23 protein-coding genes, 1 tRNA gene and 1 pseudogene are annotated in these 25,984 nt (G+C 65.6%); 16 read left to right on the top strand and 9 right to left on the bottom strand.

The annotated features are described in order from the left end of the window. Positions 1 to 160 precede the first annotated feature (160 nt). The 3 genes from IQ782_RS03290 to ggpS are packed head-to-tail and all read left to right on the top strand — an operon-like array spanning position 161 to position 3,594. Positions 161 to 1,297 carry an NAD(P)H-dependent glycerol-3-phosphate dehydrogenase gene (locus IQ782_RS03290; protein WP_194133153.1) on the top strand — a complete coding sequence of 379 codons (1,137 nt, stop codon included), beginning with the start codon at positions 161 to 163 and terminating at the stop codon, positions 1,295 to 1,297. Beyond that, on the top strand, positions 1,294 to 2,070 hold the full coding sequence (locus IQ782_RS03285; RefSeq protein WP_194133152.1) for an HAD-IIB family hydrolase: 777 nt from the start codon (positions 1,294 to 1,296) through the stop codon (positions 2,068 to 2,070). The genes IQ782_RS03290 and IQ782_RS03285 overlap by 4 nt, the downstream gene beginning before the upstream one ends. A 3-nt stretch (positions 2,071 to 2,073) precedes the next feature. Next, a complete protein-coding gene (gene ggpS, locus IQ782_RS03280) occupies positions 2,074 to 3,594 on the top strand; it encodes a glucosylglycerol-phosphate synthase (RefSeq protein WP_194133151.1) in 1,521 nt (506 codons plus the stop codon). A gap of 78 nt (positions 3,595 to 3,672) precedes the next feature. Here the strand turns inward: ggpS and IQ782_RS03275 are convergent, their stop codons facing one another. Then, a complete protein-coding gene (locus tag IQ782_RS03275) occupies positions 3,673 to 4,113 on the bottom strand; it encodes a DUF4174 domain-containing protein (protein ID WP_194133150.1) in 441 nt (146 codons plus the stop codon). 175 nt (positions 4,114 to 4,288) lie between these two features. Continuing rightward, entirely contained in the window at positions 4,289 to 5,659 is a 1,371-nt protein-coding gene (locus tag IQ782_RS03270) for a class II 3-deoxy-7-phosphoheptulonate synthase (protein ID WP_194133149.1), read from the bottom strand. 259 nt (positions 5,660 to 5,918) lie between these two features. On the opposite strand from IQ782_RS03270, the gene IQ782_RS03265 reads away from it, so the two are divergent. The 8 genes from IQ782_RS03265 to IQ782_RS03230 all read left to right on the top strand — a co-directional run bounded on the left by IQ782_RS03265 (position 5,919) and on the right by IQ782_RS03230 (position 13,418). Next, entirely contained in the window at positions 5,919 to 6,920 is a 1,002-nt protein-coding gene (locus tag IQ782_RS03265) for a GlxA family transcriptional regulator (RefSeq protein ID WP_194133148.1), read from the top strand. Between the two features lie 224 nt (positions 6,921 to 7,144). Next, positions 7,145 to 8,329, top strand: coding sequence for an ABC transporter substrate-binding protein (locus IQ782_RS03260; RefSeq protein WP_194133147.1), 1,185 nt, complete (start codon positions 7,145 to 7,147; stop codon positions 8,327 to 8,329). A gap of 127 nt (positions 8,330 to 8,456) precedes the next feature. Next, positions 8,457 to 9,239 (top strand): ABC transporter ATP-binding protein, encoded by a 783-nt coding sequence (locus tag IQ782_RS03255; protein WP_194133146.1) that lies wholly within the window; start codon positions 8,457 to 8,459, stop codon positions 9,237 to 9,239. A 97-nt stretch (positions 9,240 to 9,336) separates the two neighbouring features. Continuing rightward, complete coding sequence (locus IQ782_RS03250) at positions 9,337 to 10,161, top strand: ABC transporter ATP-binding protein (RefSeq protein WP_194133145.1); 825 nt, start codon at positions 9,337 to 9,339, stop codon at positions 10,159 to 10,161. Between the two features lies 1 nt (position 10,162). After that, the gene (locus IQ782_RS03245; RefSeq protein WP_194133144.1) at positions 10,163 to 10,585 is read left to right on the top strand and encodes a hypothetical protein; all 423 of its coding nucleotides are present in this window, start codon (positions 10,163 to 10,165) and stop codon (positions 10,583 to 10,585) included. Beyond that, on the top strand, positions 10,585 to 11,595 hold the full coding sequence (locus IQ782_RS03240) for a branched-chain amino acid ABC transporter permease (RefSeq protein ID WP_194133143.1): 1,011 nt from the start codon (positions 10,585 to 10,587) through the stop codon (positions 11,593 to 11,595). Before IQ782_RS03245 ends, IQ782_RS03240 begins: the two co-directional genes overlap by 1 nt. Then, a complete protein-coding gene (locus tag IQ782_RS03235) occupies positions 11,592 to 12,884 on the top strand; it encodes a branched-chain amino acid ABC transporter permease (protein WP_194133142.1) in 1,293 nt (430 codons plus the stop codon). Before IQ782_RS03240 ends, IQ782_RS03235 begins: the two co-directional genes overlap by 4 nt. Positions 12,885 to 13,187: 303 nt before the next feature. After that, entirely contained in the window at positions 13,188 to 13,418 is a 231-nt protein-coding gene (locus IQ782_RS03230; protein ID WP_194133141.1) for a hypothetical protein, read from the top strand. A gap of 30 nt (positions 13,419 to 13,448) precedes the next feature. Here IQ782_RS03230 and IQ782_RS03225 read toward each other — a convergent pair whose 3' ends face one another. After that, positions 13,449 to 14,069 carry a helix-turn-helix domain-containing protein gene (locus IQ782_RS03225; RefSeq protein WP_194133220.1) on the bottom strand — a complete coding sequence of 207 codons (621 nt, stop codon included), beginning with the start codon at positions 14,067 to 14,069 and terminating at the stop codon, positions 13,449 to 13,451. Positions 14,070 to 14,158: 89 nt separating this feature from the next. Between IQ782_RS03225 and IQ782_RS03220 the strand changes: the two are divergent. Next, positions 14,159 to 15,566, top strand: a pseudogene (locus IQ782_RS03220) (class I adenylate-forming enzyme family protein). 58 nt (positions 15,567 to 15,624) lie between these two features. Here IQ782_RS03220 and IQ782_RS03215 read toward each other — a convergent pair. The 5 genes from IQ782_RS03215 to pdxH form a co-directional block, all read right to left on the bottom strand. Continuing rightward, positions 15,625 to 19,227, bottom strand: a complete 3,603-nt coding sequence (locus IQ782_RS03215; RefSeq protein ID WP_194133140.1) for a vitamin B12-dependent ribonucleotide reductase — start codon at positions 19,225 to 19,227, stop codon at positions 15,625 to 15,627. Positions 19,228 to 19,799: 572 nt separating this feature from the next. Continuing rightward, positions 19,800 to 19,876: transfer RNA gene (locus IQ782_RS03210), tRNA-Pro, on the bottom strand. A 48-nt stretch (positions 19,877 to 19,924) separates the two neighbouring features. Further along, on the bottom strand, positions 19,925 to 20,395 hold the full coding sequence (locus IQ782_RS03205) for a DUF192 domain-containing protein (RefSeq protein WP_194133139.1): 471 nt from the start codon (positions 20,393 to 20,395) through the stop codon (positions 19,925 to 19,927). Continuing rightward, the gene (locus IQ782_RS03200; RefSeq protein ID WP_240989038.1) at positions 20,371 to 20,898 is read right to left on the bottom strand and encodes a cold-shock protein; all 528 of its coding nucleotides are present in this window, start codon (positions 20,896 to 20,898) and stop codon (positions 20,371 to 20,373) included. The genes IQ782_RS03205 and IQ782_RS03200 overlap by 25 nt, the downstream gene beginning before the upstream one ends. 119 nt (positions 20,899 to 21,017) lie before the next feature. Continuing rightward, positions 21,018 to 21,623, bottom strand: a complete 606-nt coding sequence (gene pdxH, locus IQ782_RS03195; RefSeq protein ID WP_194133137.1) for a pyridoxamine 5'-phosphate oxidase — start codon at positions 21,621 to 21,623, stop codon at positions 21,018 to 21,020. Between the two features lie 115 nt (positions 21,624 to 21,738). Between pdxH and fabI the strand changes: the two genes are divergently transcribed. Further along, on the top strand, positions 21,739 to 22,545 hold the full coding sequence (gene fabI, locus IQ782_RS03190) for an enoyl-ACP reductase FabI (protein WP_194133136.1): 807 nt from the start codon (positions 21,739 to 21,741) through the stop codon (positions 22,543 to 22,545). Between the two features lie 96 nt (positions 22,546 to 22,641). After that, positions 22,642 to 23,151 (top strand): xanthine phosphoribosyltransferase, encoded by a 510-nt coding sequence (gpt, locus tag IQ782_RS03185; RefSeq protein ID WP_194133219.1) that lies wholly within the window; start codon positions 22,642 to 22,644, stop codon positions 23,149 to 23,151. An 84-nt stretch (positions 23,152 to 23,235) separates the two neighbouring features. On the opposite strand, the gene IQ782_RS03180 is transcribed toward gpt, so the two are convergent. After that, entirely contained in the window at positions 23,236 to 24,117 is an 882-nt protein-coding gene (locus IQ782_RS03180; RefSeq protein ID WP_194133135.1) for an NAD(P)H-binding protein, read from the bottom strand. A 102-nt stretch (positions 24,118 to 24,219) separates the two neighbouring features. Here IQ782_RS03180 and IQ782_RS03175 point away from each other — a divergent pair, with 102 nt between their 5' ends. Further along, the gene (locus IQ782_RS03175) at positions 24,220 to 24,648 is read left to right on the top strand and encodes a winged helix-turn-helix transcriptional regulator (protein WP_194133134.1); all 429 of its coding nucleotides are present in this window, start codon (positions 24,220 to 24,222) and stop codon (positions 24,646 to 24,648) included. Positions 24,649 to 24,711: 63 nt separating this feature from the next. After that, entirely contained in the window at positions 24,712 to 25,950 is a 1,239-nt protein-coding gene (locus IQ782_RS03170) for an aminotransferase (RefSeq protein WP_194133133.1), read from the top strand. Positions 25,951 to 25,984 lie beyond the last annotated feature (34 nt).

The raw sequence follows: 25,984 nt of genomic DNA, 5'->3' as shown, positions 1-25,984 counted from the left end.
GTTTGCGCAGGAATCCTCTCGCAGGTGCAGAAAAACTTTATGCCTGTCGGTGGCCATCTCGGAACATTCGCCTATTGTCAGCGTTATCACGCCAACAACGACGGAGAGAGCCCCTAGGGCCGACAACGGTGCCAATTCCGGCAGCGGCCCCATCTGTGTCATGGACGGTCAACGCATCCAAACCCCGCCCGCGCCCCCGCGCAGCCTCACCGGCCCGCGCCGCGCCACGCCTTACTCCCGCCTGACGGTCATCGGCATGGGGAGCTGGGGCACCGCCCTTGCCGCCACCGCCGCCCGAGCCGGCTGCGAAACCCGCCTCTGGGGTCGCCGCGAGGACCTCGCGCGCCGCATGGCCGAGACCGGGGAGAACCCGGATCACCTGCCCGGCATTGCCCTGCCCGCGACGCTCCGCCCGACGTCGGACCTGCGCAGCGCGCTCGACGGCACCGAGGCGGTACTGCTGGTCACCCCGTCACACACCCTGCGCGAGATCGCCCGGTCGATGCGCGAGCATCTCCCGCCCGGCATCCCGCTGGCGCTGTGCTGCAAGGGAATCGAGCGCGGCACCGGCTACCTGTTGAGCCACGTGGTCGAAGAGGAGTTGCCGGGTCACCCGGTGGGGGCCCTGTCGGGGCCGACCTTTGCCACCGAGACCGCGCTGGGGCACCCGACCGCCGCCACCGTCGCCTTTACCTTCAGCCACAACGACCGCATCGAGCCCGAAAAGGCCCCCGCCGCCCGGCTCGCGCTGACCATGCAGACGGACGCCTTCCGTCCCTATGTGTCCGACGATCTGGTCGGCGTCGAGGTTGGCGGCGCGGTGAAGAACGTGATCGCGATCGCCTGCGGCATGATGACCGGCGCCGGCTTTGCCGAGAACACCCGCGCCGCGCTGATCACCCGCGGCATGGACGAGATGAAGTTCCTCGCCGAGGCGCTTGGCGGTCGCCGCGAGACGGTCACCGGCCTTGCCGGGGCGGGCGACCTGACGCTCACCTGTTCGTCGACGACCTCGCGCAACATGGCGCTTGGCACGCAGCTTGGTCGCGGCATGGCGCGCGCCGAGTGCTTCGACGGCAGGCCCGTCGTGGTCGAGGGCGAAGTCAACGCCGTCTCGGTGGTCGATCTGGCGCGTCGCCTCGGCGTGCGCATGCCGATCTGCGAGGCGGTGCACGCCATCCTGCACGAAGGCGCGCCGCTCACCGCCACCTTCCAGCAGCTCTGGGCCGCCCCGATCGAGGGCGAGCCGCGCGCGCTCGACCTCTTCCTGCATCCCCACGAAGGAGACACCGCATGAGCCTCGATTCCGCAAAGACCCGGGACATCGCCACCTGCCGCTTCGTGCTCGCCACCGATCTTGACGGCACCTTCCTCGGCGGCTCCGACGCGGATCGCAAGTCGCTCTATGATTGGATCGAAGCCAATCGCGACACCGTGGGGCTGATCTTCGTCACCGGCCGCGACCCCCGCTTCATCCGCGAGCTCTGCGAGGGCGGCGTGCCCTGGCCCGAGTTCGTCGTCGGTGACGTCGGCACGACCATCGCCGAGGTGGTGGGCAGCGAGATCCATCCCATCGCGCCGCTCGAGGAAGAAATCGCCGAGACCTGGGGCAACGCCGGCGACACGGTGCGCGCCGCGCTCGAGGGCCATCCCGGCCTGACGCTCCAGCCCACCGAATTCCGCTACCGCGTCAGCTACGATCTCGACGCCGAGGCCTACGACGGCGCGGCGCACGACAAGGTGCGCGGGATGGGCCACGATGCGCTGGTCTCGGACAACCGCTATTTCGACGTTCTGCCCCGCGGCGTCTCGAAGGGGCCATCCCTGCGCCGCCTCGTGTCGCACCTGAAGATCGAGGAACGCCGCGTGCTCGCCGCCGGCGACACGCTGAACGACCTGTCGATGCTGCAATGCGGATTGCCCGCCGTTGCCGTCGGCGGCGCCGAGACCGCACTTTTGAGCGAGGTGAAGGATCTGCCGCATGTCCACAAGGCCGAGCGCATCGGTGCCGCGGGCATCCTCGAGGCGATCCGCACTTTCGACATGCACGACCTTCCGGAAGGAGCCTGAGCCATGCCCAGCGATCTGGTCATCGTCTATCACCGCCAGCCCTACGAAGAAGTGCTGGTGAATGGAAAGATCGAATACCGCGAGAACAAGAGTCCGAACGGCATCGTCCCAACGCTGAAGAGCTTCTTCGGCTCGGTGGACAAGGCCGCATGGGTCGCGTGGAAAGAAGCGCCGGATCCCTCGAACCCCGGCTTCGAGCGGGTGGTCGAGATCGAGGACAGTTTCGGTAGCTACACCGTCTCGCGCCTGCCGCTGACCGCCGAGCAAGTGCGCAGCTTCTACCACATCACCTCGAAAGAGGCCTTCTGGCCGATCCTTCACGGCTTCAAGGAAAAGTACAACTACGACCCGGTGGACTGGCCAACCTTCCGCGAGGTGAACTGGGCCTTCGCAGAGGCCGCCGCGGCCGAGGCCGCGCAGGGCGCCTCGGTTTGGGTGCATGACTACAACCTGTGGCTGGTGCCCGGCTACCTGCGCCAGATGCGCCCCGACCTGCGCATCTCCTTCTATCACCACACCCCCTTCCCGCCTGCCGACATGTTCAACGTGCTGCCGTGGCGCGGCGAGATCATCGACTCGCTGCTGGCCGCCGACGTGGTGGGCTTCCATATCCCGCGCTACGCCTCGAACTTCCTCAGCTGCGTGCGCAGCCTGCGCGACGTGGGCCAGGTGCCGCGCACCAAGGTGGCGGAAGACATGATGTCCGAAGGCTCGGCGCTTTCGGACCGCACCGTCCCGACCGAAATCCACCTCGAGAGCGGACATGTGGTGCACCTCGGGGTGACGCCGGTCGGCGTGGACGTGGACTACATCAAGGGGCTCGCCGCCACAGAGGACACCGACAAGCTCGCCGCCCGCTTCCGCTCGGAAATCGGCGACGGCAAGCTGCTGCTCTCGGTCGGGCGTACCGATTACACCAAGGGCGGTGCCGACCAGCTGCTGGCCTTCGAGCGACTGCTGGAACGTCGCCCCGACCTGCGCGGACAGGTGCGGCTGCTGCACGTCTCGGTGCCCGCCAACCGCAACATGACCGTCTACGAGCCGATCCAGAAGGAACTGGAGGAGATCGCCGGCCGCATCAACGGCCGCTTCGGCAGCTTCACCTTCCAGCCTGTCGCGCTGATCTCGCGCGCCATTCCCTTCGTCGAGCTGGTCGCCTGGTACCAGGTGGCCGACGTCGCCTGGATCACCCCGCTGGCCGACGGCATGAACCTCGTCTGCAAGGAATACATCGCCTCGCGCAAGGATGGCGACGGCGTGCTGGTGTTGTCGGAATTCGCCGGGGCGGCGGTGGAGCTGGGCGCGGCCGTGCTGACCAACCCCTGGTCGACGCGCGCCATGGATTTCGCCATCGATCTTGCGCTCGACATGCCCGAGGCCGAGCGCCGCGCCCGCATGGCGCTGCTGCGCTCGGCCGTGCAGAAGCGCGACACGCGGCACTGGGCATCGGACCAGCTCTCGCTGTTGTCGCCCGAGGATTTCGGCAAGAAACCCGAGACGAGCGGCGAGAACGAGGCCGCCTGAGCCCGCGCGGCAGCAATGACCGACGGCCCGCCGCGTCCGTGGACGCGGCGGGCCGTTTGCTCTGCGGTGCGGTGAGGGTTACTGCGCGATCTCGCGCTGGCGCATCGGCATCCGGTCAATCAGCGCGAAGAGCTGCTCCGGATCGATCACCGCCTTCTCTTCCAGCTTGACCCCGCCGTCCTTGCCGACCAGCACCAGCTTGAACCCGCCGGGACAGAAGGCCTGACGGATCGGGCCGGGGCTGCGCGGATCGAGGTCACTCAGCACGACGATGTCGCGGGCGCGCAGCCCTTCCTCGGCCGCATGCAGCAACTCCATCTGCGCCGCATAGGCGGCATCGCCGCTTGAAGGCGCGAACAGCAGCACCGGCCGGTGCGACCAGCGCAGCGCGTGAAGATCGCGTGCCTCGGCGGGCAAGTGGCGGAAAAGATCGTCTTCGGCGGCGAGATCGCCGGGCGTCGCGAGGCTGGCGGCGGCGGCCAGACCGAAAGCCGTGAGCGGGATCGGGGGGCGGAACATCGGGGCTCTCCTCTTGGGTCGGGAGTCCTACGCCGCAACCGGGCCCGCGGTTCGCTCACGTTTTCCCGCACGGCGACAAGCCGCCACCGGACCGGCGGCGCGGCGCGCAAAGCAAAGGGGCGGACCCGAAGGCCCGCCCCTGAATCTCACCTTACGGCGATCGCCTCATGCCAGATCAGGCCGAGGCAACATCCGCCGGGGTCTGACGCAGCGCGGTCAGCTCCTCTGCCACGAGGAAGGCCAGCTCCAGCGACTGCGACGCGTTGAGGCGCGGATCGCAGGCGGTGTGGTAGCGGTCCGACAGGTTTTCGTCCGACACGGCATAGAGACCACCGGTGCATTCCGTCACGTCCTGGCCGGTCATCTCGAAATGCACGCCGCCGGGGACCGTGCCCTCGTCGCGGTGCACCGCGAAGAACTCGCGCACCTCGCTCAGCACCGAGTCGAACGGGCGCGTCTTGTAGCCAGAGGCCGACTTGACCGTGTTGCCGTGCATCGGATCGCAGGTCCAGAGCACATTCGCGCCCATGTCCTTGACCGTCTTGATCAGACGCGGCAGGTGATCGCCCACCTTGCCCGCGCCGAAGCGGGCGATCAGCGTCAGCCGGCCTGCCTCGTTCTGCGGGTTCAGTTTCGAGATCAGAACCTTGAGATCCTCGGTGGTCATCGAGGGGCCGCACTTCAGGCCGATCGGGTTCATCACGCCGCGGGCGAACTCCACATGCGCCCCATCAGGCTGACGGGTGCGGTCGCCGATCCAGATCATGTGACCCGAGCCGGCGAGCCATTTGCCCGAGGTCGAGTCGACGCGGGTGAGCGCCTCTTCGTATTCCAGCAGCAGCGATTCATGGCTGGTGTAGAAGTTCACCTGGTGCAGCGCCGCCGAACGGTTGGAGTCGATCCCCGCCGCCTTCATGAAGTCGAGCGTGTCCGAGATCCGCCCCGCCATCTCGCGGTAGCGCGCGGCCTTCTCACCCTCGACGAAGCCCAGCGTCCACTGGTGCACCTGGTGCACGTCGGCATAGCCGCCGGTCGAAAAGGCGCGGATCAGGTTCAGCGTCGCCGCCGCCTGGGTGTAGGCCTGCAGCATCTTCTGCGGGTTCGGCATGCGCGCTTCGGGGGTGAAGGCCAGCTCGTTGATGATGTCACCGCGGAAGCTCGGAAGCTCGACGCCGTTGATCGTCTCGGTGGGCGCGGACCGCGGCTTTGCGAATTGGCCGGCCATCCGGCCCACTTTCACCACCGGCACCTTGGCGCCATAGGTCAGCACCATTGCCATCTGCAGCATCACCTTGAAGGTGTCGCGGATGGAGTTGGCCGAGAACTGGTCGAAGGCCTCTGCGCAATCACCGCCCTGCAGAAGGAATGCCTCGCCGCGCGAGGCCTTGCCAAGCTCATCGCGCAGACGCCGGGCCTCGCCCGCAAAAACCAATGGCGGATACTTTGCAAGCTGTGCCTCGACTGCGTTCAGCTCTGCCTGGTCCTGATAGTCCGGCATCTGAATCCGCGGCTTTGCTCTCCAGCTCGATTTGCTCCACTCGGTCATGGCTTTCTCCCGACGACACTCCGTTAGCGTAAACGTCTCCGTAAAAACGTCCTGTGGCTATACCGAAGAGCAACTCTCAAAGCTATAGGGAAAAACGCCCTATTTGCCCCGGCGGAACCCGATGGCCCCTGCACCGGACAAGGCACCTTGCAGATATAGCAAATGTCATGAAAACGACATCTCTTGACGCTGCTGGGCTTTCCTGCCCATGTGGCCTTCGCCTGCCCCGCGCGGCAGGTGCCAAGCAAGGATCCGCGCGATGTCCGACCAGCGAGTGCCCCCCGCACCAGCCAGCGCCGCAAAACCGCGCCGCTTTGTCTTTGTCCTACTCCAAGATTTCACTCTTTTGAGTTTTTCCGCCGCGATCGAGACCTTGCGCATCGCCAACCGCATGGCGGGGCAGACCCTCTACGACTGGCGACTCACTGGGTCCGAGGGCGAAAGCGTGCGCTGTTCGGCGGGCGTAGAGTTCAAGCTTGATTGCGAGTTGCCGGAACTGTCGCGCGACGACACCATCCTGGTCTGCGGCGGCATCGACGTGCATCTGGCCACCTCGCGGAAGCTGCTGGGCTGGCTGCGGCGCGAGGCGCGGCGCTGCCAGGCGGTGGGCGGGCTGTGCACCGCGGCCTGGACGCTGGCCAAGGCCGGGCTGCTCGACGGCAAACGCGCCACGATCCACTGGGAAAACCACGACGGCTTTTTCGAGGAGTTCGAGGAAGTGGAACTGTCGAAGCGCATCTACGTGATCGACGGCAACCGGATGACCGCCGCGGGCGGTACCGCCTCCATCGACCTGATGCTGAAGATCATTGCCAACGATCATGGCTCGGATCTCGCGAATGCGGTGGCCGACCAGCTGATCTACAGTTCGATCCGCACCGACCAGGACACGCAGCGGCTCTCGGTGCCGACCCGGATCGGCGTCCGCCACCCCAAGCTCAGCCAGGTCATCCACCGCATGGAGGCCAATATCGAAGAGCCGATCAGCCCGGCCCTGCTGGCCAAGGAGGTGGGCATGTCCACCCGCCAGCTCGAACGGCTGTTCCGCCGTTACCTGAGCCGATCACCGAAGCGCTACTACATGGAGCTTCGACTGCAAAAGGCGCGCAACCTGCTGATGCAGACCGACATGAGCGTGATCAACGTGGCGCTCGCCTGCGGCTTCGCCAGCCCCTCGCATTTCTCGAAATGCTACCGCGCGCACTACCAGACAACGCCCTACCGCGAACGGGGCACCTCTGGACCCCGCGCCGAGGCGTGACCCACTGCCGGACACGGCCTGCCAAAGCGCGGCGCGGAAGCGCCGGACGCTCCCGGACCTGCGTGCATCCTGCCCTGCGGCACACGCTCCGCGGGCATGCCGCTGCGACACCCGAATTGACGTTACAGGAGCGTATTTTGCTTCGCTGAACGCTCTTTTCTTTTGCATCTGCCCCGAATAGGCTCGCGGCCTGAATAACAAGTAACCAACTCGGGAGATACCTAATGAAGAAGTGGCTTCTGGCCTCTGCGCTTCCGCTCATCGCCGGCGGTGCCGCCTACGCGGACGATGCCAAGATCGGCGTCATCCTCGGCTTCACCGGTCCGATCGAATCCCTCACGCCCTCGATGGCGGGGAGCGCCGAGCTGGCGCTGGCGGAAATCAACGAGAGCGGCAACTTCCTCGAGAACGTGACGCTGGTTCCGGTGCGCGCCGATTCCACCTGCATCGACAGCGCCGCCGCCACCGCCGCGGCAGAGCGTCTGGTGACCACCGATGGCGTCGTCGCCATCATGGGCGCGGACTGCTCGGGCGTGACCGGTGCGGTCCTGTCGAACGTCGCCCTGCCGAACGGCGTGCCGATGATCTCGCCCTCGGCGACCTCGCCTGCGCTCTCGGCTGCCGAAGACAACGGCCTGTTCTTCCGCACCTCCCCCTCCGACGCCCGCCAGGGCGAAGTGCTGGCCGGCATCCTCGGCGAGCGCGGCATCTCGTCGGTGGCGGTGACCTACACCAACAACGACTATGGCAAGGGCTTCGCCGATGCCTTCGAAGCGGCCTTCAAGGCCGAGGGTGGCGAAATCACCCTCGCGGCGCCGCATGAAGACGGCAAGGCGGACTACTCGGCGGAAGTCGGCGCGCTGGCCTCGGCCGGTGGCGACGCGCTGGTGGTCCTCGGCTATTCGGACCAGGGCGGCAAGGGCATGATCCAGGCCTCGCTCGACACCGGTGCCTTCGACACCTTCGCGCTCGGTGACGGCATGTACTCGGACGCACTGCTGGCCGATCTCGGCAATGACATCGACGGCTCCTTCGGCTCTGTGCCCTGGGCCGAGGGCGAAGGCGCCGAGAAGTTCAAGGCCGTGGCGGAAGCCGGCGGCGTGAACTCCGAAAGCTCCTACACCCGTGAGAGCTACGACGCCGCAGCGCTGATCGCGCTGGCCATGGCCAAGGGCGGCGAGCCCTCGTCGGCCGCGGTTGCCGCCAACATCCTCGATGTTGCCAACGCGCCGGGCGAGCCGATCCTGCCGGGCGAGCTGGGCAAGGCGCTCGAGATCCTCAAGAACGGCGGCGACATCGACTACGTCGGTGCCACCAACGTCGAGCTGATCGGGCCGGGCGAAGCCGCCGGCACCTACCGCTACTACGAGATCAAGGACGGCGCCTTCGAGACCGTCTCGTTCAAGTAAGCGACAGACAGGCGCGCCCGGAACCGTGGTTCCGGGCGCATCGCCAAACAAGAGCGCGGACCAACACGCGCCAATATAACAAACAAACAAAATGCGGGCGTAAAACGGGCCCGCTGGGGAAACAGAATTGATCCGCGTCGAAAACCTTCACCGCCATTTTGGCGGGTTTCGTGCCGTTGACGGGGCCAGCCTGGAGATCGCCAAGGGCTCGATCACCGGGCTCGTCGGCCCGAACGGTGCCGGCAAGACCACGCTGTTCAACGTCGTCGCCGGGGCGCTCGCGCCCACCTCGGGCCGGGTGCTCATGGATGGCGAGGACATCAGCGGGCTGCCGCCACACGAGCTCTTCCACAAGGGCCTGCTGCGCACCTTCCAGATCGCCCATGAGTTCAGCTCGATGAGCTGCCGCGAGAACCTGATGATGGTGCCCGGCAGCCAGTCCGGCGAGAGCCTGTGGAACGCCATCTTCGGCCGCGGCCGCATCGCCGAGGAAGAGGCGATGCTGCTCAAGAAGGCCGACGAGGTGCTCGACTTCCTGACCATCTCGCACCTCAAGGACGAGAAGGCCGGGAACCTCTCTGGCGGCCAGAAGAAGTTGCTGGAGCTTGGCCGCACGATGATGGTCGACGCCAAGATCGTGTTCCTCGACGAGGTCGGCGCGGGCGTGAACCGCACCCTGCTCAACACCATCGGCGACGCCATCCTGCGGCTCAACCAGGAGCGCGGCTACACTTTCTGCATGATCGAGCACGACATGGATTTCATCGGCCGCCTTTGCGATCCGGTGATCGTCATGGCCGAGGGCAAGGTGCTGGCCGAAGGCACCGTCGACGAGATCAAGGCCAACGAGGCGGTGATCGAGGCCTATCTCGGCACCGGGCTGAAGAACAAGGAGATGATCGGCGGATGATCTGCTTGCGGACCAGTAAGGAAGGGGGCTCCGCCCCCGCCGCGCTGCGCGCGGCTCCCCCGGCGTATTTTGAAAGAGAAGAAGAGGCGGGCGCGAAATGAGCGGCGAGACCTACGGCGATCGCGGCAACAAGGACCGCTCGATCACCAACCCTGCGGGCATGGGCGACGCCTGGCCCGTCAAGCCCGGCGGCGCGGCCCATGCGGCCCCCGGCGGCCCCTTCCTGATCGGCGAGGCGATGACCGGCGGCTACGGCAAGGGCGCGGACATCCTGCATGGCTGCACCATCGCCGTCGAGCGCGGCGAGATCGCGGTCATCGTCGGGCCGAACGGCGCGGGCAAGTCCACCGCGATGAAGGCGGTCTTCGGCATGCTCGACCTGCGCTCGGGCTCGGTGCGGCTCGACGGCGAGGACATCACCGCGCTCTCTCCCCAGGACCGGGTGCGGCGCGGCATGGGCTTCGTGCCGCAGGTGCGCAACATTTTCCCGTCGATGACGGTGGAAGAGAACCTCGAGATGGGGGCCTTCATCCGCAAGGACGATTTCCGCGACACCATGGAGCAGGTCTACACGCTGTTCCCGATCCTGCGCGACAAGCGCCGTCAGGCGGCGGGTGAGCTTTCCGGCGGCCAGCGCCAGCAGGTGGCCGTGGGCCGCGCGCTGATGACCCGGCCGAAGGTGCTGATGCTCGACGAGCCCACCGCCGGCGTCTCGCCCATCGTCATGGACGAGCTTTTCGACCGCATCCTCGAGGTGGCGCGCACCGGCATCCCGATCCTCATGGTCGAGCAGAACGCCCGGCAGGCGCTGGAGATCGCCGACAAGGGCTACGTGCTGGTGCAGGGCGGCAATGCCTTTACCGGGACCGGCAAGGACCTTCTGGCCGATCCCGAGGTGCGGCGGAGCTTCCTCGGTGGCTGACATGCGTATTTCCGGAACGATGAAGCGGCTGGCACTGGCCACGGCGGCGATGCTGGGGCTTTGCTCCGGCGCTGAGGCCGAGGGCGCCAGGCTCAACCTCGACTGCACCTTCGTCACCGCCTGCTCCGAGGCCGGGGTCTGCGCTGCGGGCGTAGGTCCCGTCGCCTTCACCCTCGCACCGGTCGAGACCGATGCGGAAGGCGCCGGCAGCTACTCGATGAGCGTCGATGGCGCGGAGCCCCTGCCCGCCGAGGCGCCGGGTTTCGCCGGGCCGTACCTCTGGCAGCCGTCGGAGGGCACGCGCATGGCGCTCAGCCTCACCAGCGACACCACGGCGCTCTGGACGCGCCAGACCACCCAGAGCGGCACCGACGCGCCGCCCTCGGCGGAAATTGACTTTCTGACCTGCAGGATCCTGCCCTGATGGACATCCTTAACGCATTCGTGGCCCTGGCCAATTTCGTCATCGTCCCGGCGCTTGCCTACGGCAGCCAGCTGGCGCTCGGCGCGCTCGGTGTGACACTCATCTACGCAATCCTGCGTTTCTCCAACTTCGCCCATGGCGACACCATGGCCTGGGGCACCATGTGCGCCGTGCTGGCCACATGGGGCCTGCAGGCCGCCGGGATCGGCCTCGGGCCGCTTCCAACGGCGCTGCTGGCGATCCCGGTCGGCATCGCCGGGGCCGCGGTCCTGGTGCTGGCCACCGACCGGGTGGTCTACCGCTTCTACCGCGAACAGAAGGCCAAGCCGGTGATCCTGGTGATCGTGTCGATGGGCATCATGTTCGTCTACAACGGGCTCACCCGCTTCGTCATCGGCCCCGACGACCAGAACTTCGCCGACGGCGAGCGCTTCCTGATCTCGGCCCGCGACTTCAAGGCGCTGACCGGGCTCGACGAGGGGCTGGCGATCAAGACCACCCAGGCGCTGACCGTGGTGGTGGCGCTGATCACCGTGGCGCTGCTGTTCTGGTTCCTCAACCGCACGCGCACCGGCAAATCGATGCGCGCCTATTCCGACAACGAGGACCTGGCGCTGCTGTCGGGCATCAACCCCGAGCGCGTGGTGACCGTGACCTGGCTGATCGTGGCGGCGCTGGCGACCATCGCCGGGGTGCTCTACGGGCTCGACAAGAGCTTCAAGCCCTTCACCTACTTCCAGCTGCTGCTGCCGATCTTCGCGGCGGCCATCGTCGGCGGCATCGGCAACCCGCTGGGGGCCATCGCGGGCGGCTTCGTGATCGCCTTCTCCGAGGTCGGCATCACCTACGCCTGGAAGAAGTTCCTGACCTATTTCCTGCCGGAGAGCATGGCGCCCGACGGGCTCGTGCAGCTGCTTTCCACCGACTACAAATTCGCGGTCAGCTTCGTGATCCTGGTGATCGTCCTGCTGTTCCGCCCGACCGGACTGTTCAAGGGGCAGACCATATGACCCGCACCATTGGTCTCTTCGCGCTGGTCGCAGCGCTGATCCTCGGCACCGGCTTCCTGCAGAGCTGGAACTCGGCGCTGATCATCCTCAACATGGGCCTGGTGAGCGCGATCATGGCGCTCGGGGTGAACCTGCAGTGGGGCCTTGCCGGTCTGTTCAACGTCGGCGTCATGGGCTTCGTCGCCGTCGGCGGGCTGGCCGTGGTGCTGGTCTCGATGGCCCCGGTGCCCGAGGCCTGGGACGCCGGCGGGCCGCGCGTGATCGGCGCGATCCTCTTCGGCATCGGCGTTGTCGTCGCGGCCGTGCTGGCCTGGAAGAAGCTCGGAAAGGGCGTCCGCGGCTGGGCCGTGGCGGCGATCACCGTGGCGGGCTTCTTCGCCTACCGCGCGCTGCTCGATCCGGCGGTCGATGCCATCGAGGCGGTGAACCCCGCGGCCACCGGTTACCTCGGCGGGCTCGGGTTGCCGGTGCTGCTGGCCTGGCCGATCGGCGGGGTGATGGCGGCGGGTGTCGCCTGGGCCATCGGCAAGACCGCGCTCGGGCTGCGCTCGGACTACCTGGCCATTGCGACGCTGGGCATCGCCGAGATCATCATCGCGGTGCTGAAGAACGAGGACTGGCTGGCGCGCGGCGTGAAGAACGTCATCGGCCTGCCCCGCCCGGTGCCCTACGAGATCGACCTTCAGGCCGATCCGGGCTTCGTCGAGACCGCGGGCAACCTCGGGCTCGATGCCACCACCGCCTCGACGCTGGCGGTGAAGCTTGGCTACTCGCTGCTGTTCACGGCGGTGCTGGTGGTGCTGCTGATCCTTGCCCAGCTGGCGCTGAAATCGCCCTGGGGCCGAATGATGCGCGCGATCCGCGACAATGAGACCGCCGCCGAGGCCATGGGCAAGGACGTCACCCGTCGCCACCTGCAGATCTTCGTGCTGGGCTGCGCACTGTGCGGCATGGCGGGCGCGATGATGACCACGCTCGACGGCCAGCTCACCCCGGGGACCTACCAGCCGCTGCGCTACACCTTCCTGATCTGGGTGATGGTGATCGTCGGCGGCTCGGGCAACAACCTCGGCGCGGTGCTTGGCGGCTTCCTGATCTGGTTCCTCTGGGTGCAGGTCGAGCCGATGGGCCAGTTCGTGATGAACCTCGTCACCTCGGGCATGGCCGACGGCTCCGCGGTCAAGGCGCATCTTCAGGACAGCGTGCAGCACATGCGGCTGCTGACCATGGGGGTGATCCTGCTGCTGGTGCTGCGCTTTGCGCCGCGCGGGCTGCTGCCCGAGAAGTGAGAGACCCTGCTGATCCCGCCGCGGCGGGGTCAGCAACCTTTGGCCGAGAGACGCCCCCGCTGCGCGGGCATTGGCCGAACGGACAGCGTGTCGCAGCCTAACGCTATGGTAATTTCCCTGTCTCATCTTAGGTGGACGTCACCGCCGACGACCGTGTCCCCACCGGCTCAATCCCTCTGATTGACCCGCCAAAGGGACCTCCGGCCCGGTTCGCGTCGGGAACATCCTCCCGGCGCATTCGTTCACATCAGGTTCGCATCTTGAACCGGACTGATACTGAATCCTTCAGGAGTCACGAGACACATGAATTGGCAAAGCATCACCCGCAACTGGGGCCTCACCGCAGAGCGCCTCCTCCAGCGCTTCCCGTATCTCGACGCCACCGCTCTGCGCGCCCGTCGCCACGATCATGCCGAACTGACGCAGGACATCGCTGGGCGTCATGATCTGACCCTGCTCGAGGCAGAGCGCGAACTTGACGATTGGCTGTTCGCCCAGGGTGCCGCGCAAGAGCTGGACCGACTGGCAGGGTGAGGCGCGCCAGCGCAGGCTTCGGGTCAAGCCTCAGGTCAGCGAGGTGACCCAGAGGATGGTTGCATCCTCGGCGCTGACCGAGACGACATTGTGCCCCATCGAGGCGTCATAGTAGGCGGAATCGCCGCGGCGCATCTCGATGGGTTCGTAGAACTCGGAATAAAGCTTCACGACGCCGGTGAGTACAAAGAGGAATTCCTCGCCGTCGTGCCGCACCCAGCCATCAAACTCGTCGATCGACCGAGCCCGCACTCGCGCGCGATAGGGCAGCATTTTCTTCCGGGTCAGGCTCTCCGCCAGAAGCTCGTGTTCATAGGTCGTGGTGACCTGATGCAGCCCCTCGCCGTCCTTCACATGGACCATCCGCCCCGAGACCTGCTCGCGCTTCGGCGGCGTGAAGAGTTGCGGCACGGAAATGTCGAGCCCGACGGCCAGCTTCTTCAGGGCCTCATAGGTCGGAGACATCTGGCCGTTTTCGATCTTCGACAGCGTCGAGCGCGCCAGCCCGGCCTGCTTGGCGGCCTGTTCCAGCGTCCAATCCCGCTCTTTACGCAACTCGCGCACCCGCGCGCCCAGATCGAGCGGCTCGGCGGTCTGTTCCTGCCCGGACTCGCGGGCAATGCGGATGAGTGTACGGGGATCGCGCGACATGTGCATTGCCATAGCCTTCCCCCGCGGCGCTTGCAATGGCGCTTGCAGCGGGCTTGCGCGCCTCCCGTGCCCTGCCTAAGCCATTTCCCATGCTGTCCGTTTTCGATGAGGGCGCTTTCGCTCGCTGCCCCACGCCGTTCAACCTTGCCGCCCACTGCTTGCCGCCGGTGAGGCCACGCCGGACAAGATCGCCCTGTCGATCCTGCGCCCAACCGGGGCCGAGCGCTGGTTCTATGCACGGCTGATCGCCGCCGTGCGCGGCACCGCCACCGGGCTCCTGCGGGCGGGCATCGAACCGGGGCAGATCGTTCTCCTGCGGATCGGCAATACGGTCGACTTCACCATCGCCTGTCTCGGCGCGATCGCGGCCGGCATCGTGCCGGTACCGACCTCCGCGGAACTCACGCTGCCCGAGGTGTCGCGCATCCTCGACCAGCTTGCGCCCGCCGCCATCCCGCTGGCCGAGGGCATCACCTGTCCCGCGACCGATGCGGCCGTTTTCATCTCCGAAACCTTCAATGCCTGGCGTGAACTGCCCCCCGCCGATTATGCCATGGGCGCCCCCGAACGGCTGGCCTATTCCATCTACACCTCGGGCACCTCGGGGGTGCCGCGCGCCGTTGGCCACGCCCACCGCACGATCTGGGCCCGGCAAATGATGATGGATGGCTGGTACGGGCTGCGCGCCGAGGACCGACCCTGCCCAACTCGCGCTTCTGATGACGCGCGACGACGCCAGCCTCTTCGCCGCCGCGCCCGGCGTATTTCGGCAAATCCTGAAATACCCCGTCCCGCCGCTGCCCAAGCTGCGCCACGCGCTTTCCGCCCGCGAGAAGCTCTCGGACGCGCTTCGCGACGGCTGGCGCAATGCAACCGGCACCGGGGTCTACGAGGCTTTCGGCATGTCCGAATGCTCGACGTTCATTTCGGGCTCTCCCGAAAGACCTGCTCGCCCCGGGACCCTCGGCTTTCCCCAGACCGGGCGACGTGTGGCGGTGCTCGGATCAGACCAGAAACCCCTGCCCTTGAACGAGCCCGGCACACTGGCGGTCCACCGCGACGATCCCGGGTGGATGCTGGGCTATCTCGGCGCCCCGCAAGAGACCGAGGCGCGCTTTGCCGGAACCCGGTTCCTGACCGGCGACCAGGCGTGCATGGGCGAGGATGCTGCCGTCACCTATCTCGGGCGCGGCGACGACATGATGAACGCGGGGCGGCCACCGGGTCTCGCTGATGGAGGTCGAGGCCGCGCTGGCGGACCTGCCCGGCGTGCTCGAACTGGCGGTCACCGACCTCGCGATCAAGAAGGATGTGCGGGTCATCGCCGCCTTCTACGTCTCTGATGAGCCGCTCGACCAGCGCGCGCTTCAGGCCGTCGCTGCCGAAAGGCTCGCCCGCTACACGCAGGCCCGTGCCTGGGTGCGGGTCGAGGCCCTGCCGCGCAACGCCAACGGGAAGCTGCGGCGCAGGGCCTTGCAGGATCACCCGCGGGACTAGTCGGACAAGGAAGGCCGGGCACTGTGCCCGGCCCTGCGATTGACTGCGCTGCTCCGGATCAGCTGCAGCCGGATGTCCCGCCGCAGGTGTTGCACTTCATGCAGGTGCCGTTGCGCACCAGCGTGTAGTTGCCGCATTCGCCGCAGGCCTCGCCCTCGTAGCCCTGCATCCGCGCCTTGGTGCGCGCGTCCATTGCCAGCGCCGAGGTGGTCACCGTCATCGAGGCCGCCGCCGGGCGCTCCTCGGAGATCAGTGTGCCAAGCGCCGAAAGCTCCTGCGGCAGCCGCTTGCGCAGGTAGCCCGACGATGAGATGTGCTTGAGCACCTCCAAAGAGCGGGTCGCGGCGCTTTCGCTCAGCTCCTCGACATTGCCGAGCCCGTCCTCCTCGCCGCGGCCGAGATCGTCGAAGCTGGCTCCCGAGGGCTTCACATGCGCCAGATCGGTGCGGTCGAGATAGCTGACCGCCAGCTCGCGGAACACGTAGTCGAGGATCGAGGTCGCATTCTTGATGCTGTCGTTGCCCTGCACCATGCCCGCCGGTTCGAACTTGGTGAAGGTGAAGGCGTCGACGAATTCCTCAAGCGGCACGCCGTATTGCAGGCCCACCGACACCGCGATGGCGAAGTTGTTCATCATCGCCCGGAAGCCCGCGCCTTCCTTGTGCATGTCGATGAAGATCTCGCCAAGCGAGCCGTCGCCATATTCACCGGTGCGCAGGTAGACCTTGTGCCCGCCGACGACCGCCTTCTGGGTGTAGCCCTTGCGGCGGTCCGGCATCTTCTCGCGGTGCGAGCGGACCAGTTCCTTGACCACCACCTTCTCGATGACCTTCTCGGCCAGCACCTGCGCTTTCGCCGCGGGCGTGCCGGTCTCCAGCACCTCCTGCGCGTCCTCGTCATCCTCGACCAGCGCCGCGGCCAGCGGCTGGCTGAGCTTGGAGCCGTCGCGGTAGAGCGCGTTGGCCTTCACGCCCAGCGACCACGAGAGCTCGTAGGCCTGCTGGCAATCCTCGATCGTGGCCGAGTTGGGCATGTTGATGGTCTTCGAGATCGCGCCCGAGATGAAGCTCTGCGCCGCGGCCATCATGTGGATGTGGCTGTCGACCGAGAGGTAGCGCTTGCCCTTCTTGCCGCAGGGGTTGGCACAGTCGAAGACACCGAGGTGCTCCTCCTTGAGGAAAGGCGCGCCCTCCAGCGTCATCGTCCCGCAGACATGGTCGTTCGCCGCCTCGATCTCGGCCTTGCTGAAGCCGAGATGGCGCAGCAGCTCGAAGCTCGGATCCGAGAGCTTCTCGGCCGGGATGCCCAGCGTGCCGCGGCAGAACTCCTCACCCAGCGTGAACTGGTTGAACACGAAGCGGATGTCGAAGGCGGTGGCCAGCGCCGCCTCGATCTTCTCGAGCTGCGCCTTGCCGAAGCCATGGCCGATCAGCGCCGTGTGGTTGACCCCAGGCGCATTGCCGAGCGAACCATGGCCGACCGCGTAGGAGATGATCTCCTCGACCTGGCTGTGGCTGTAACCGAGCCCGGAAAGCGCCGCGGGCACCGAGCGGTTGATGATCTTGAAATAGCCGCCGCCCGCGAGCTTCTTGAATTTCACCAGAGCGAAGTCCGGCTCGATCCCGGTGGTGTCGCAATCCATGACGAGGCCGATCGTCCCCGTGGGCGCGATCACCGTGGTCTGGGCGTTGCGATAACCGTGTTTCTCGCCCAGCTCCAGCGCCTCGTCCCATGCGGACTTTGCAAGTTCGACAAGGGTTTGATCCGGGCAGTTCGCGTGATCCAGCGGCACGGGCTTCACCGCGAGCGCCTCGTAGTCCTCGGCCTTGCCATGCGCCGCGGCGCGGTGGTTGCGGATCACCCGCAGCATGTGCGCCCGATTGCGCTCGAAGCCCGCGAAGCTGCCAAGCTCGCGAGCGATCTCGGCCGAGGTGGCATAGGCGGTGCCGGTCATGACCGCGGTCAGCGCGCCGCAGAGCGCCCGGCCAGCGTCGCTGTCATAGCTCAGGCCCATGGTCATCAGCAGCCCGCCGATATTCGCATATCCAAGGCCAAGAGTCCGGAAGTCATAGGAAAGCTGGGCGATCTCCTTGCTGGGGAACTGCGCCATCAGCACCGAGATTTCCAGCGTCAGCGTCCAGAGCCGGGTGGCGTGGACATAGCTCTCCGCGTCGAACTTGCCGCCCTTGAGGAAGGTCAGCAGGTTCATCGAGGCAAGGTTGCAGGCCGTGTCGTCGAGGAACATGTATTCCGAGCACGGGTTCGAGCCGCGGATCGCCCCGTCCTCGGGACAGGTGTGCCAGGCGTTCACCGTGTCGTGGAACTGGATGCCCGGATCGGCGCAGGCCCAGGCGGCATGCCCCACCTGTTCCCAAAGATCGCGCGCTTTCAAGGTCTTGGATACCGTTCCGTCAGTGCGGCGAAGGAGCTCCCAGTCGGCATCGTCGCGCACCGCCTGCAGGAAGGCATCGGTGACGCGGATCGAGTTGTTGGAGTTCTGCCCCGAGACGCTGGCATAGGCCTCGCTGTCCCAGTCGGTGTTGTAGGTCGGGAACTCGATGCTGGCGTAGCCCTGCTTCGCGTAGTCCAGCACCCTTTTGATGTAGGTCTCTGGAATTGCGAGCTTCTTCGCCTCTCGTATGGCCGACTTCAGAGCCGCGTTGACGGCAGGGTCACACGCATCCGCCTCGGCCCCGTCCCAGCTGCGGATCGCGTCGAAGATGGCGTTGAGCATCTTTTCGTGCATCTTCGATCCGGCGACGATGCTGGCGACCTTCTGCTCTTCCTTGACCTTCCAGTTGATGAACTCCTCGATGTCCGGATGGTCGGCATCGACGATCACCATCTTGGCTGCGCGGCGGGTGGTGCCGCCGGATTTGATTGCCCCGGCCGCGCGGTCGCCGATCTTCAGGAACCCCATGAGGCCCGAGGACTTGCCGCCTCCGGACAGGCGCTCGTTCTCGGCGCGTAGCGAGGAGAAGTTGGTGCCCGTGCCCGAGCCGTATTTGAACAGCCGTGCCTCGCGCACCCAGAGGTCCATGATCCCGCCCTCGTTCACCAGGTCGTCGCTGACCGACTGGATGAAGCAGGCGTGCGGCTGCGGGTGCTCGTAGGCGGACTTGGACTTGGTCAGCTTACCGGTCTTGAAGTCGACGTAGAAATGTCCCTGTCCCGGACCGTCGATCCCATAGGCCCAGTGCAGCCCGGTGTTGAACCATTGCGGCGAGTTCGGCGCGGCCACCTGGCGCGCCAGCATGTGGCGCATCTCGTCGTAATAGGCGCGGGCATCGGCTTCGGCGGTGAAGTAGCCGCCCTTCCATCCCCAGTAGGTCCAGGCTCCGGCGAGACGGTCGAAGACCTGCTTCGCCGACGTCTCGCCCCCGCGCGGCGCGGCGTCCTCTGCCGGGACCGAGCGCCAGAGGAACTCGGGCACGCCGGCTTCCTTGACCCGCTTCAACGCCGCGGGCACCCCTGCCTTGCGGAAGTATTTCTGCGCGATGACGTCCGAGGCGACCTGGCTCCAACCGGCCGGAACCTCCATGTTCTCGAGCTTGAAGACCGAACTGCCGTCGGGATTGCGGATTTCGGAGGTGGTGGTGACGAAGTCGATGCCCGCGTAAGCGTCCTGTCCCGCCGTGGTGTACCGTCTTTCGATCTTCATGGTCTCTGCCCTTGCCTGCTGGCCCAAATCAAAATCCGGACTGCAAGGCACAGGGGAGCCACCGACAGGCGCGCGATTGCGTGCCCGCCCCCTAATTCTGGCACGTTCCCTAGATCTGTCCCTGCGGAAGGCCACTACATATTGTGGCTCTTGGTCCGTTGCGGACAAACTGGCTTACAATCGCGTCATCGGTCAACGGAAAATTCCGGCGCACCCCATATATTTGGTGGAGCACTGCCGCCGAAACACCACAGCTATGGTCTCCACATTTTTATCACAATTCGGACGGGCGCACGAAACCCCTTGCAGCGTGGGGTCGCTGCGGGCGCCTGTCACAATCTGTGTCAGTGTGACACAAGATGTACCCAATTGTCTCTCCGAGCGGCACAGTGAGGTTTTCTTCGGCAGCCCGGCAGTGGTGCACAAAAATCACGCGCCGCGGCTGCATGACGCGGCACGACGCTGCGTCCTGCTCGTACCGCGAACGCGCCGTCTTCGCGCAGAGCCAGCTGCGCAGCATCGATGTGATAGGAAGGGATGATGTGGCGAGAGGGCCTGCTTGCCCTGCTCAGTGGTCGGGGCGAGAGGATTCGAACCTCCGACCTACGGTACCCAAAACCGTCGCGCTACCAGGCTGCGCTACGCCCCGACGGGACAGCCAATACAAGGCTCGCCCGGGATTGAAAAGCCGAAAAAGCTACTCGCAGGCCCAAGCCGCGTCGGTGATGGTCGGGTGCTGCATCTGGCTGCCTTCGGCAATGCCCAGACGGGCGGCCATGCCACCGTTGATCTCCAGAACGTATTGCACCGGCGCGCCGCTTTCGATCGCGGTCAGATCACCGGGAATGGCATTCTCGTGCACCGAGACGACCACGCCCTGCGCATCCGCAAAGAGCATGTCGAGCGGAATCAGCGTGTTCTTCATCCAGAAGGACACCGGGTGCGGCTCGTCGTAGACGAACAGCATCCCGGCGCTCGCGGGCATCTGCTCGACGAACATCAGCCCCTGGGCCCGCTCCTTCACGCTGTCCGCGACAGCCACGACAAAGCGTGCGCTGCCCCAGTCCCCGCGAAGCTGCAACACCTCGGCGTCGCAGGCGGCCCATGCCGCCTGCCCGCTCGCCAGCATCGCTGCCAGGAAGATCAGTGAACCACCGCGGTTTCCCATGCGCAGACCTCCGTGGCCATCTGGCCCCGCTTGCCCTGGATCACCCGGATGGCCAGCGCCTCTCCAGGTTGCAGATCCGCAAGCCCCGAGCGCCGCAGCACCTCGATATGGATGAAGACGTCCTGATCTCGGCCGAAGACGTTGGCAAAGCCAAAGCCCTTGGCCTTGTCGAACCACTTCACCCGCGCCGGTTCCAGCGGCGCCGACTTGATGATCTCGGGGTCGATTTCCTCGAAATCCGCCAGAGGCACCCCGGCGGGGGCCTCGGGGGGTTCTATCCGGAACACCTCTGTGGCCTGGATGCCGCGCTCGGTACTCTGGATGCTCACTTCGATGCGCGCGGCGTCGGCCACGGAACTCTGCCCGAAATTGCGCAGCACGTTGGCATGCAGCAATATGTCGGGTCCTCCCTCGTCCGAGATGACGAAGCCGAACCCCTTCACGGGATCGAACCACTTCACCCGGCCAAGCACGCGCCGCGTTTCACTCTCGTCTTGTGTCAAATGCGTTTCCACTGGTCGTCTTGCGTATCCCCGCTACCCTCTTGCGATAGGGTGAAGCTAGATTGCAAGTCATTGAAACCTGTATTTTCTACCAATTTGCATTTCGCGTAACATGAAATTCAAGGATTTAATCTGGTCACTGTCCACTCATCCGAAACACTTGTACGCCTCCAGACGAACCTGTCATGCAACCGGAACGCGCCATCGGCCCAAAATTCAATTTCTACGGGAGCGATCCGAAATCCCCCCCAAAATTCGGGCCTTGGCGGATTAGGCCCTTTTGTTGCCGTAATCTTGGCAACCTCCGCCATCAGTGCTGCCCGCGACGCAAGAGGCCTGGACTGTTTGGAAGCCCATGCCCCGAGACGGGATTTCAGCGATCGCGACGCGTAATATGCGTCTGCCTGCGGGCCATCCTCCTTAAATACATGTCCACGAACCCGGACCTGACGCCGCAGTATTTTCGAGTGTAACACAAAGGCTGCCTTATCGCTGCCCAAAATTTCTTTTGCTTTGGCACTTTCGTAGTTCGTGTAGAAAACAAAGGCATTCGCCTCGATTTCCTTCAGCAAGACCATGCGAACATTGGGCATCCCCTGCGCGTCAACGGTCGAGAGCGCGATCGCATTGGGATCATTGGGTTCGACGGCCTCGGCCTCGGTCAGCCAGCGTTGCGCGATCACGAAAGGATCGTCGCCCGCAAAAATTCCACTCCGATCACTCATCCGCCGTCTCCTTTTCCCGCGTGCCCCGCGGCGGGGCGCGCGTCCAAACTCTTGATGCCCCCGGACCAATCGCCTAAAGGACATGGACAAAATCAATGCCGGGTAGAGGTGAGGTATGTCAAATACTCTGATGGCCGGGAAGCGCGGCCTGATCATGGGTCTCGCCAACGACAAGTCGATTGCCTGGGGCATCGCGAAGAAGCTGCACGAGGCCGGGGCCGAGCTGGCCTTTTCCTACCAGGGCGATGCGCTGAAGAAACGCGTCGATCCGCTTGCCGAGCAACTGGGCTCGGACATCGTGCTGCCCTGCGACGTCTCGGACGAGGCTTCGATCGATGCGCTGTTCGACGGGTTGAAACAGCGCTGGGACAATCTGGATTTCGTGGTTCACGCCATCGGGTTCTCGGACAAGAACGAGCTGCGCGGCCGCTATGTCGACACCAGCCGCTCGAACTTCAATCTGACCATGGATATCTCGGTCTACAGCTTCACCGCGGTGATGCAGCGTGCCGAGAAGATGATGAACAACGGCGGCTCCGCGCTGACCCTCACCTACTATGGCGCCGAGCGCATCATGCCGCATTACAACGTGATGGGCGTGGCCAAGGCGGCACTGGAAGCCTCCGTGCGCTACCTCGCCGAGGATCTCGGCAAGGACGGCATCCGCGTCAACGCCATCTCGGCCGGCCCGATCAAGACGCTGGCCGCCTCGGGCATCGGTGATTTCCGCTACATCATGAAGTGGAACGAGTACAACTCGCCGCTGCGCCGCAACGTGACCATTGACGATGTCGGCGGATCGGCGCTTTACCTGCTGTCCGAGCTCGGCGCAGGCGTGACCGGCGAGACGCATCACGTTGACGCGGGCTACCATGTCGTCGGCATGAAAGCCGTCGACGCGCCCGACATCTCCAAGGGCTGAGCCCCTTTCGACCTTCGAGGGCCCGGCCCTCATCACCTCCAAGGGCCTCGCCCTTCCGACCGACAGACATCCGACAGGGAGAGCCCTATGCCCGAGATGACCGACCGCCTGCCCCATGAAAAGGGCTTCCACGTCAGCTGGGACCAGCTGCACCGCGACAGCCGTGCGCTGGCCTGGCGCCTGCAGAGCCACAAGCCCGAGGGCGGCGGCGAGTGGCGTGCCGTCGTCGCGATCACCCGCGGTGGCATGGCGCCGGCGATGATCGTGGCGCGCGAGCTCAACGTCCGCATCGTCGATACGATCTCGGTCAAGAGCTACAACCACCAGGCGCAGTCGGAACCCAAGGTCATCAAGTTCCCGGACATGGAAGTCATGGGCGATGGCGAGGGCGTGCTGATCATCGACGATCTTGTCGATACCGGACGCACGCTGGAAGTGGTGCGCAAGCACCTGCCCAAGGCGCATGTGGCCACCGTCTACGCCAAGCCGATGGGCCGCCCGCAGGTCGACAGCTTCATCACCGAGGTAAGCCAGGACACCTGGATTTTCTTCCCTTGGGACATGGCGCTGCAATACGTGAAACCGTTCCACGGCACCAACGACTGACCGGCCTTCCGGGTCTTCAGAGCTCTACGCACAAAGGCGCGGCCGCAATGGCCGCGCCTTTTCTTTTAAATCGGAGAACCCGGCTCAGCCCAGCTTGGTCACTTCTGCCTTCAGTATCTCGCGCCATGGGGTCGTCGGGCGTCCGATCAGCTGCGACAGCGTTCGGTCCTCGCTGTAAAGCCCACCCTGCGCCGCGCCATTGTCGCTGTCAGCCAACATCTGTGCCACCGGCTCCGGCAGGCCCGCAGCCTCCAGCGCAGCCGCATAGTCGGACTGGGGCATGTTGACGTAGGGGATAGCCTTGCCCGAAATCTCGGAGAGCGCCGCCGCAAGCTCCGTCAGCGTGTAGCTCTGGTCTCCCGCAAGCTCGTAGATTGTGCCGCGCGCCGGTTGCTCGCCCGTAAGCACCGCGACGGCAGCCGCCGCGTAGTCGGCCCGCGCCGCCGAGGAGATGCGGCCCTCGCCCGCCGCCCCGATCAGCCTGCCATGAGCAACCGCGCCCGCCGCGGCCATCATGTAGTATTCGCTGTACCAGCTATTGCGCAGGACCGCGTAGTCGAGACCCGAGTCCGCCAGAGCCCGTTCCGTCTCCACATGCTCGCTCGGCAGCACCGTCAGCGGCGAGCTGGCGGCGCGCAGCATCGAGGTATAGGCCAGAAAATCCACGCCCGCCGCCTCGGCTGCGGCAATCGCGTTGGCATGCTGCGCGGCGCGCTGCCCGACCTCGCTCGATGAGATCAGCAGCAGCTTGGACACTCCGGCGAAGGCCGCCTCGAGCGCTGCGGGATCATCATAGGAGGCCAGGCGCACGACATATCCGTCCGCTTCCAGCGCAGCGGCCGCCTCTGGCCGGCGCACCAGCGCTCCGATACGTGCATCCGGCGCGGCTGCCTTCAGCTGCTCCAGAACCAAAGCGCCCAGTTGGCCGGAGGCGCCGGTGACGAGATAATCGAGGGTGTCGGACATGGTCTTTCCTTTCCGCGGCCCTGCGCTGGTGCAGGGTTCTGATTCGAGATATGGTCTCATAAATAGACCGCCCTTCCCGGCGTCGTAAGGAGGCACATGCACATGACAAGGTTACACGCAGGGAACCCCGACCCGGTGCGCGCCATACTTGATGGTATGGCAGCATGGGCCGGCGCCCCGGCGGACGAGGCGCAATGCCCTGTGCGCGATGTACTTGACCGTGTCGGACAAAAGTGGACGCTGCTGATCCTCGTCGCGCTGGAACCGGCACCAAGGAGATTTTCCCAGCTGCAACGGCAGCTTCGAGACATTTCCAAACGTATGCTGACGCAGTCGCTGCGGCAGCTGGAACGCGACGGTCTGGTCTCGCGGCAGGTTTTTCCGACCAAGCCGCCCTCGGTGGAATACGCGCTGACCGATCTTGGCCGCTCGGCTCTGCCGGCGATCGGCGCGCTTCTGGTCTGGGCCGATGACAACCACGAGGCGATCCGGGCGTCCCGCGCGGCCTTTGACGCCGAGGAAGTCGCCTGAGCCCTCTTCCCCCTGACTTGGGCCGCTGATAGCGTCCGGCCAACACTGAGGGAGACACCGCAAATGACCAGCAAGAGCCGCACGCAAACCACCTTCGCCCCGCCGGTGATGGAGGCGCGGCGCTGGCTGGAAGGCGTGGAGTTTCCCGCAGATCGCCCGCTGATCAACGTCAGCCAGGCCGCCCCGATCGACCCGCCGCCGGCGCCGCTGATCGCTGCCATGGGCGAGGCGCTCGCAGACCCCGCAACGCATCTCTACGGCCCGGTGCTGGGCATGCCCGAGCTGCGCACGGAGCTGGCACAGCATTGGTCGGCTCATTATGGCGCAAATGTGGCGGCGGAAAATATCGCGATTACATCGGGTTGCAACCAGGCCTTCGCGGCTTGCATTAGCGCGCTCTGCGGCGAGGGCGACGAGGTGCTGCTGCCGACCCCTTGGTACTTCAATCACAAGATGTGGCTCGACATGTCGGGCGTGACCACCGTGCCGCTGCCGACCGACGATGAACTGCTGCCTCAGGTTGCTACCGCCGCTTCTCTCATCACCTCAAGAACGCGCGCCATTGTATTGGTTTCACCTAATAATCCAGGCGGAAAAGAATATCCCGCAGAGATCCTGCGCGGCTTTTTCGATCTGGCGCGCGCGCATGGCATCAAGCTGATCGTCGACGAGACCTACAAGGATTTCGACAGCCGCAGCGGTGCCCCGCACGACCTGCTGAATGCCCCCGAGGGTCGCGACACGCTGATCCAGCTCTACAGTTTCTCCAAGGCATACCGCCTGACCGGGCACCGTGTGGGCGCCATCATCGCGGATGAGGCGCTGCTCCCCGAGGTCGAGAAATTCCTCGACACGGTGACCATTTGCGCGACGCAGCTCGGGCAACGTGCGGCGCTCTGGGGGCTTCGGAACCTCGGGCAATGGGTTGCCGGAGAGCGCGACGAAATCCTCGACCGCCGCGCCGCCATTGCCGACAATATGCCCCGGCTCGAAGCGAAGGGCTGGAAGCTGCTTGGCCTGGGCGCCTATTTCGCCTACCTCGAGCACCCCTTCGCCGAAAGCTCGGCACAGCTCGCACCAAAGCTGGTGGCCGAGGCCGGCGTGCTCACCCTTCCGGGAACGATGTTCATGCCCGAGACCGATCCGCGCGGTGCCCGCCAGTTCCGCTTCGCCTTCGCCAACGTGAACCGGGCCGAGATCGGTACGCTTTTCGGTCGGCTCGAAGCGCTGGATTGGCCGGTCGCCTGCCAGGGCACCCGCGAGGGTGCAACAGCCCTTGCGAGCAAGGGCTTGGCCCAGTAAACCCCGACGCCAGAAACACATGATCAAGAGGCAG

The sequence above is a fragment of the Salipiger mangrovisoli genome (assembly GCF_015223355.1).
GTDB classification, from domain to species: Bacteria; Pseudomonadota; Alphaproteobacteria; order Rhodobacterales; family Rhodobacteraceae; genus Salipiger; species Salipiger mangrovisoli.
Note: the sequence above shows the minus strand (reverse complement) of the source record. Positions and strands in the feature narration are given on the sequence as shown.